The sequence below is a fragment of the Pseudomonas sp. B2021 genome, from assembly GCF_018135665.1.
In the GTDB taxonomy this organism is placed as follows: Bacteria; Pseudomonadota; Gammaproteobacteria; order Pseudomonadales; family Pseudomonadaceae; genus Aquipseudomonas; species Aquipseudomonas lactis.
In genome coordinates this window covers 609,891-616,977 of the sequence record NZ_SMOF01000001.1, presented here as the reverse complement: position 1 = coordinate 616,977, position 7,087 = coordinate 609,891, and the positions used below count along the sequence as shown (strand labels likewise).

Genomic DNA, 7,087 nt, shown 5'->3' with positions numbered 1-7,087 from the left:
ATTCAGGAAGCCCCCGTTATCGTTGAAGTTTTTCGCGAGCAAGCTCGCTCCTACAAAAATGGGGCATGCGGCGTTTTTCAGGCTTGCATAAAAAACGCCCGATCTTCGCAGACCGGGCGTTTTTTTGTGTCCCGTAGAAATCAGGACTGACTGGATGGCGTCGGGGTAGCCGGCGTAGCAGTCGGGGTAGCAGCCGCGTGCGTCGGTGCGGACACCGAATTGGCGGTAGAAGCGGCCGGTGCTGGCGCCGTGGCTGGCTTGGCCGTTGCGGCGGGCTTTGCGGCTGCCGGTTTTTTCGCTACCGCAGGCTTTTTGGCCGCGGCAGGTTTGGCCGCAGGTTTCGCAGCGGCGGGCTTGGCAGCAGGTTTAGCAGCAGCGGTTTTAGCCGCAGGTTTGGCAGCCGGTTTAGCTGCAGGTTTCGCGGCGGCTTTAGCGGCCACTGGCTTAGCGGCAGGCTTGGTAGCCGGTTTGGCCGCAGCGGTTTTAGCCGCTGGCTTGGCCGCAGGTTTCGCAGCGGCTTTGGCTGGCGCTTTCGCAGCGGGTTTTGCAGCCGGCTTGGCGGCGGCTTTAACCAGCGGCTTGGCGGCAGTTTTGGCGGCGGGTTTTGCAGCGGCGGTTTTAGCTGCTGGTTTGGCCGCCGGTTTTGCTGCAGGCTTGGCGGCGGCGATCTTGGCGGGAGCCGCTTTGGCGCCGGTGAGTTTTTCGATTTGCTTGGTCAAGGTATCGACCTTGCTGTGCAGCGCCTTCAACTCCGCCTTGCTCGGTACGCCCAGTCGCGAAATAGCACTGTTGAGGCGTTTGTCGAAAGTCTCTTCCAACTTGCCCCAGGTATCCGAAATGCTCGACTTGGCGGAACCCGCGCTCGCCTTGGCAGCGTCGACTTTTTTACCAACCGTGCTCTTGGTCAACTTCTCGGCTTTCTCGCCGTCTTTAACCAGGGTCTCGAAGAGTTTGCTGCCGTCACTGTCGATCTTCGAGTACACGCCTAAACCAGCGAGCCAGATTTTGCGGGAATATTCTTCAACTTTCCCGACCCACGAGCTGCCTTCTTTCTGAGTAGTCTTTTTAACAGCCATCCCGATGTCTCCTTAGTGTTTACGCGCGACACGTTCGAGCAATGCCGTCAGCTCTTCGAGCTTAGCAGAGAGTGTCTCCACGTCATGTTTAGACGCAATGCCGATCCGATTCAAGGCACTGGCGACACGAGTATCAAAAGCTTTTTCAACTTTATCCAGTTGAACTTCAACCAGGCCTTTGACGCCGGAGACGTTACTCTTTACTTGGTCAATCTGACTGTTGGCGGCATCAAGTTGTTCAACTACAACTTTTTTACCTTTACTTTCAACACGTTGACCGCTTCTAACGAGTTCCTTGAAGTACTCGCCGCCCTCGCTGCCGACCTTGGCGTAGGCACCAAGACCCGCCAGCCAGATCTTGCGGGCATAGCTTTTAACCTCATTCAGGGGGGTGGTCTGAACGTCGATTTTTTTCTTCAAAATAACTTTGGCCATGGTGCACCTCACACAGGATTGGGTGGCGGACGGCCCGCAAGAGTTGAGGGCTTGGGCACAAAGTAGGGTTTAAAATTAGAATCAGCACCCTAAGCACAGCCCTATCAGGCCAGGGCCTTATCCAGGGCTTTTTCGATTTCGGACTTGATCGTGCCACTCATGGCCGACATCAACAGGCCAAGTTCCACATCAATGCGCAGCGAATCATCGGCCACCCACACCGTGCCTTTAACCCCGGAGCGCTTGAGCTTCAGGGTGTCGCCAGCCCATGAAAACTCCACGCCATATTTATCCTCGAGTTTGCGCGCCAATAGCTCAGCCTTGGCCCGCGCCTGTTCTTTTCCCAGGGTGTGTTCACGCTCAACGGTAATACGGGCCATTGCAATGACTCCTCTTTATAACGACTCAGAACACCCGCCATGCGGCAAAAGGTCTCGATGAGCGCCTATCTTACCTGCAGCCTTGCCAAGACAAAGTAGGCCTTGGGGATTATCATGTCCCGCATTCTCTTTTGGTGACAGCGATATGACTGATCAGCGCAAAGGCAGCGATGCCGAACCCACCACTCACTTCGGCTTCAAGAACGTCCCGGAAAGCCAAAAGGCGGAAAAAGTCGCTGAGGTGTTCCACTCCGTGGCGGCCAAGTACGACCTGATGAACGACGTGCTCTCCGGCGGCATGCACCGCCTGTGGAAGCGCTTCACCATCGAGTTGTCGGGCGTACGCACCGGCAACCGGGTGCTGGACATCGCCGGTGGCACAGGCGACCTGGCGGCCAAGTTCTCCAAGCTGGTTGGCCCCACCGGCCAGGTGGTATTGGCCGATATCAACGGCTCGATGCTCAAGGTTGGCCGCGACCGCCTGCTCGACAAAGGCGTGGCCGGCAATATCGAATTCGTCCAGGCCGACGCTGAGAAGCTGCCGTTCCCGGACAACCATTTCGACTGCGTGACCATCGCCTTCGGCCTGCGTAACGTGACCCACAAGGAGGACGCGATCCGCTCGATGCTGCGCGTGCTCAAGCCAGGTGGCCGCCTGTTGGTGCTGGAGTTCTCCAAGCCGACCAACGCGCTGATGTCCAAGGTCTACGACACGTACTCCTTCGCCTTCATGCCGTTGATGGGCAAGTTGATCACCAACGATGCCGAGAGCTACCGCTACCTGGCCGAGTCGATCCGCATGCACCCGGACCAGGAAACCCTGAAGTCGATGATGGTGGAGGCCGGTTTCGACCGCGTGACCTACCACAACATGACGTCCGGCATCGTCGCCCTGCACCGCGGCATCAAGCCCTGATGCTGCTGCAAGGTCTTCTCGCCAGCGTCGAGCACGGCCTCAACCGTGTCCTGCGCCTGGACAGCACTGCCCTGGCGCGGCTCGCGCACCTGACCGGCAAAGTCATTGCCGTCGATTGCCGCAGCCCCGTCTTGCAGCTGTTTATCCTGCCCAGCGATGAAGGCCTGCTGCTCGCCACCCAATGGGCCGCCCAAGCCGATTGCACCTTGCGTGCGCCGGCCTCCAGCCTGTTGCACCTGGCGCTGAGCCGCAACAAGACTGCCATCCTCCACAGCCCCGAAGTGGAACTGGAAGGCGACAGCGCGGTGCTGATGGACCTGGCCGCCGTGCTGCAAGACCTGGAGCTGGACTGGGAATACGAACTGTCGCGCTGGATCGGCCCCGTCGCCACCCAGTTGATCAGCGGGCACCTGCGCAGCCGCTCGCGCTGGTACCAGCAAGGGTTCGCCAGCCTCAACCAGAACCTCGCCGAATACCTGAGCGAAGAATCGCGCACCCTGGTCGGGCAACGGGAAGCGCAAGCGCGCTTTCGCGAACTCGACAAGGCCAAAATCGACCTGGAACGCCTCGAGGCCCGCTTCGAGCGCTTGAGCCGTTCCCTTGATCCAAGCGATAACGCATGAAGCTGCTCGCCGTCCGCCGTTTGTTTCGTATCCAGCGCGTCGTAATCCGCTACCGTCTCGATGACCTGCTGTTTGCCCTGCCTTTGCCGTGGTTTTTGCTGGCGGTGCGTTATGTGCTGCCATGGCGCTGGTTCCCGCGCAAGCCGTCGCCGTTGAGCCGTGGTGCGAGCCTGCGCCTGGCGTTGCAGGATTTGGGGCCGATCTTTATCAAGTTCGGGCAGATCCTCTCCACCCGCCGCGACCTGTTGCCCGAAGACATCGCCGACGAGCTGATGCTGCTGCAAGACCGCGTGCCGCCGTTCGACTCGCAGCAGTCGATGGCGCTGATCGAAGAACAGCTGGGCCAGAAGATCAGCGAGGTGTTCAGCCGCTTCGACGTCGAGCCCCTGGCCTCGGCGTCGGTGGCACAAGTGCACGCCGCGCAACTCAAGACCGGCGAAGAAGTGGTGGTGAAAGTCATTCGCCCAGGCCTCAAGCCGATCATCGGCCAGGACCTAGCGTGGCTGTTTGTCCTCGCCCGCGCGGCCGAACGTTTCTCCGCCGATGCGCGCCTGCTGCACCCGGTGGACGTGGTCGCCGACTACGAAAAAACCATCTACGACGAACTCGACCTGCTGCGCGAGGCGGCCAACGCCAGCCAATTGCGGCGCAACTTCGAAGGCTCGCAACTGCTGTACGTGCCGCAGGTGTATTGGGACTGGTGCCGCCCCAAAGTGCTGGTGATGGAGCGCATCTACGGCGTGCAGGTCACTGACCTTGCGACCCTGGCCGACCAGCGCACCGACATGAAGATGCTGGCCGAGCGCGGCGTGGAGATTTTCTTCACCCAGGTGTTCCGCGACAGTTTCTTCCACGCCGACATGCACCCGGGCAACATCTTCGTCAGCACCGTCAACCCGTGGAGCCCGCAGTACATCGCCATCGACTGCGGCATCGTCGGCAGCCTCACCCCCGAAGACCAGGATTACCTGGCGCGCAACCTGTTTGCCTTCTTCAAGCGCGACTACCGTCGTGTGGCGCAGTTGCACATTGATTCGGGCTGGGTGCCGGCGGAAACCAAGCTCAATGAATTTGAAGCGGCGATCCGCACGGTGTGTGAGCCGATCTTCGAAAAACCGTTAAAAGATATTTCCTTCGGCCAGGTGCTGATGCGCCTGTTCCAGACCGCGCGGCGCTTCAATATGGAAGTGCAGCCGCAACTGGTGCTGTTGCAAAAGACCCTGCTGAACATCGAAGGCCTGGGCCGCCAGCTGTACCCGGACCTCGATTTGTGGAACACCGCGCAACCCTTTCTGGAACGCTGGATGCGCGAGCGCATGAGCCCCAAAACCATGCTGGGCAACCTGCACAGCCAGTTCGAACAGCTGCCGCACCTGGCCAACATGACCCGCGACCTGCTGGAGCGCATGTCCCAGCCCCACGCCAAGGACCCAGAGCCACCGTGGCGCAAGCGCAAGGACGATTGGTTCCTGCGCCTGCTCGGCGCCGCGCATCTGGTGGGCGGGGTGATGCTGGCGATCGGCGGGCCATTGAACCAACTGGGCCACTGGCCAGCCGGCATTATGGTCGCCGTGGGTGTTTATCTGATCGTGCGTCGATAGCCAATCCGGTTATACACTGTCGCAAATTGCCGGAGCCGAACATGAAAGACTGGCTGGATGAGATCAAGTGGGACAGTGACGGCCTGGTGCCGGCCATTGCCCAGGACTACAAGACCGGGCGCGTGCTGATGATGGCCTGGATGAATCGCGAGGCCCTGAGCCTCACCGCCGCCGAGCAGCGCGCCATCTACTGGTCACGTTCGCGTGGCAAACTGTGGCGCAAGGGCGAAGAATCCGGACATGTGCAGACCCTGCACGAGCTGCGCCTGGACTGCGATGCCGACGTGGTGATCCTCAAGGTCGAACAGATCGGCGGCATCGCCTGCCACACTGGCCGCCACAGTTGCTTCTATCGCGTGTTCGAGAATGGCGAATGGAAGGTTGTGGAGCCGGTGCTCAAAGACCCGCACGCCATCTACCCAGCAGGACACTGAACATGAGCGATACCCTGAACCGTGTGGCCCAGGTGCTGGAAGACCGCAAAGGCGCGGATGCCGACAGTTCCTACGTCGCCAGCCTGTACCACAAGGGCCTGAACAAGATTCTGGAAAAGCTCGGCGAAGAATCCGTCGAGACCATCATTGCGGCCAAGGACGCGCAAATCAGCGGTGATTACAGCGATGTAATCTATGAGACCGCAGACTTGTGGTTCCATAGCCTGGTGATGCTCGCCCAACTGGGGCAGCACCCACAGGCCGTGCTGGATGAACTGGACCGTCGCTTCGGCTTGTCCGGGCACGCCGAGAAGGCCTCGCGCCCGTCCGCCTGAATAACTAAGACTTGAGGATTTGAAGCATGGGCATTTTTGACTGGAAACACTGGATCGTCATTCTGGTGGTGGTGGTATTGGTGTTCGGCACCAAGAAACTCAAGAACCTGGGCACCGACGTGGGCGAGTCGATCAAGGGTTTTCGCAAAGCCATGAACGATGATGAAAAGCCAGCCGAGCCAAGCGCCAACCCGGTGCCACCGGCCCAGCCTGTTCACCCGCAGGCCACCCAGCCGATCACCGAACGCCGTACCTTCGACGTTCAGGCTGAAAAGGTCCAAGAGCCGACCCGCAAAGACTCGTGAGCACTGACTAATGTTTGGTATCAGCTTCTCTGAACTGCTGCTCGTCGGCCTGGTGGCCCTGCTGGTACTGGGGCCGGAGCGCCTGCCCGGTGCCGCACGCACCGCCGGCTTGTGGATCGGGCGTCTAAAACGCAGTTTCAACGCGATCAAACAGGAAGTTGAACGGGAAATCGGTGCCGACGAAATCCGTCGGCAATTGCACAACGAACACATCCTCTCGTTGGAGCAGGAAGCCCGCAAGATTCTGTCCCCGGTGCAAGAGCCGGCCAAGCCGGTCACGCCGGTGGCCGAGCACAGCATCGCGCCAGCCCCTGTGGCCGACGCTGCTCCTGCAGCGCCCGCCCCAACGACGCCCGCGCCGACGCCCGTTGCGTCGCCCGCACCCCATGACCCTACATTGCCGCCGCGAGCCCCATGAGCGCTGATAAACCGGAAAACGACCAGCATATGCCGCTGGTCTCGCACCTCACCGAGCTGCGTACCCGCCTGCTGCGTTGCGTGGCGGCGATCTTCATCATCTTTGCCGGGCTGTTCGCCTTTACCCAGCAGATCTACACCTTCGTCTCGACGCCCCTGCGCCAGTACCTGCCGGCCGGCGCGACGATGATTGCCACCGATGTGTCGTCGCCGTTCCTGACGCCGTTGAAGCTGACCATGATGGTCTCGCTGTTCCTGGCGATCCCGGTGATCTTGCATCAGATCTGGGGTTTTATCGCACCGGGCCTGTACAAGCACGAGAAGCGCATCGCCGTGCCGTTGCTGGTATCGAGCATCCTGCTGTTCTACACCGGCATGGCCTTCGCCTACTTCCTGGTGTTCCCGCTGATCTTCAAGTTCTTCGCCGCTGCCACCCCGGCTGGTGTGGAAATGATGACTGATATCACCAGCTACCTCGATTTCGTGATGACGCTGTTCTTCGCCTTTGGCGTGGCGTTCGAAATCCCGGTGGCGGTGGTGTTGCTGGTGTGGATCGGCGTGGTCG

Annotated in this window: 11 protein-coding genes; 8 read left to right on the top strand and 3 right to left on the bottom strand. The window is 60.2% G+C overall.

Annotated features, from left to right (window positions below; genetic code table 11):
- Positions 1-140: 140 nt before the first annotated feature.
- The 3 genes from E1K68_RS02790 to E1K68_RS02780 all read right to left on the bottom strand — a co-directional run bounded on the left by E1K68_RS02790 (position 141) and on the right by E1K68_RS02780 (position 1,891).
- A complete protein-coding gene (locus E1K68_RS02790) occupies positions 141-1,076 on the bottom strand; it encodes a phasin family protein (RefSeq protein ID WP_034134704.1) in 936 nt (311 codons plus the stop codon).
- A 12-nt stretch (positions 1,077-1,088) separates the two neighbouring features.
- Complete coding sequence (locus E1K68_RS02785; protein WP_034134703.1) at positions 1,089-1,511, bottom strand: phasin family protein; 423 nt, start codon at positions 1,509-1,511, stop codon at positions 1,089-1,091.
- Positions 1,512-1,615: 104 nt separating this feature from the next.
- Complete coding sequence (locus E1K68_RS02780; protein WP_003187887.1) at positions 1,616-1,891, bottom strand: polyhydroxyalkanoic acid system family protein; 276 nt, start codon at positions 1,889-1,891, stop codon at positions 1,616-1,618.
- A 145-nt stretch (positions 1,892-2,036) separates the two neighbouring features.
- Between E1K68_RS02780 and ubiE the strand changes: the two genes are divergently transcribed.
- From ubiE to tatC, 8 genes are all read left to right on the top strand, one after another.
- Positions 2,037-2,807 carry a bifunctional demethylmenaquinone methyltransferase/2-methoxy-6-polyprenyl-1,4-benzoquinol methylase UbiE gene (gene ubiE, locus E1K68_RS02775; RefSeq protein ID WP_003171186.1) on the top strand — a complete coding sequence of 257 codons (771 nt, stop codon included), beginning with the start codon at positions 2,037-2,039 and terminating at the stop codon, positions 2,805-2,807.
- Positions 2,807-3,430, top strand: a complete 624-nt coding sequence (locus tag E1K68_RS02770; protein ID WP_003187886.1) for an SCP2 domain-containing protein — start codon at positions 2,807-2,809, stop codon at positions 3,428-3,430. The genes ubiE and E1K68_RS02770 overlap by 1 nt, the downstream gene beginning before the upstream one ends.
- A complete protein-coding gene (gene ubiB, locus E1K68_RS02765) occupies positions 3,427-5,031 on the top strand; it encodes a ubiquinone biosynthesis regulatory protein kinase UbiB (RefSeq protein ID WP_003187885.1) in 1,605 nt (534 codons plus the stop codon). The genes E1K68_RS02770 and ubiB overlap by 4 nt, the downstream gene beginning before the upstream one ends.
- A gap of 41 nt (positions 5,032-5,072) precedes the next feature.
- On the top strand, positions 5,073-5,465 hold the full coding sequence (gene hisI / locus E1K68_RS02760) for a phosphoribosyl-AMP cyclohydrolase (RefSeq protein ID WP_003187884.1): 393 nt from the start codon (positions 5,073-5,075) through the stop codon (positions 5,463-5,465).
- Between the two features lie 2 nt (positions 5,466-5,467).
- Complete coding sequence (locus E1K68_RS02755) at positions 5,468-5,800, top strand: phosphoribosyl-ATP diphosphatase (RefSeq protein ID WP_003187881.1); 333 nt, start codon at positions 5,468-5,470, stop codon at positions 5,798-5,800.
- A 26-nt stretch (positions 5,801-5,826) separates the two neighbouring features.
- Positions 5,827-6,105, top strand: coding sequence for a twin-arginine translocase TatA/TatE family subunit (locus E1K68_RS02750; RefSeq protein WP_003187877.1), 279 nt, complete (start codon positions 5,827-5,829; stop codon positions 6,103-6,105).
- Positions 6,106-6,115: 10 nt separating this feature from the next.
- Entirely contained in the window at positions 6,116-6,523 is a 408-nt protein-coding gene (gene tatB / locus E1K68_RS02745) for a Sec-independent protein translocase protein TatB (protein ID WP_003187876.1), read from the top strand.
- The coding region (gene tatC / locus E1K68_RS02740; RefSeq protein WP_244858774.1) for a twin-arginine translocase subunit TatC at positions 6,520-7,087 on the top strand (568 nt) is incomplete at its 3' end. The genes tatB and tatC, both read left to right, overlap by 4 nt.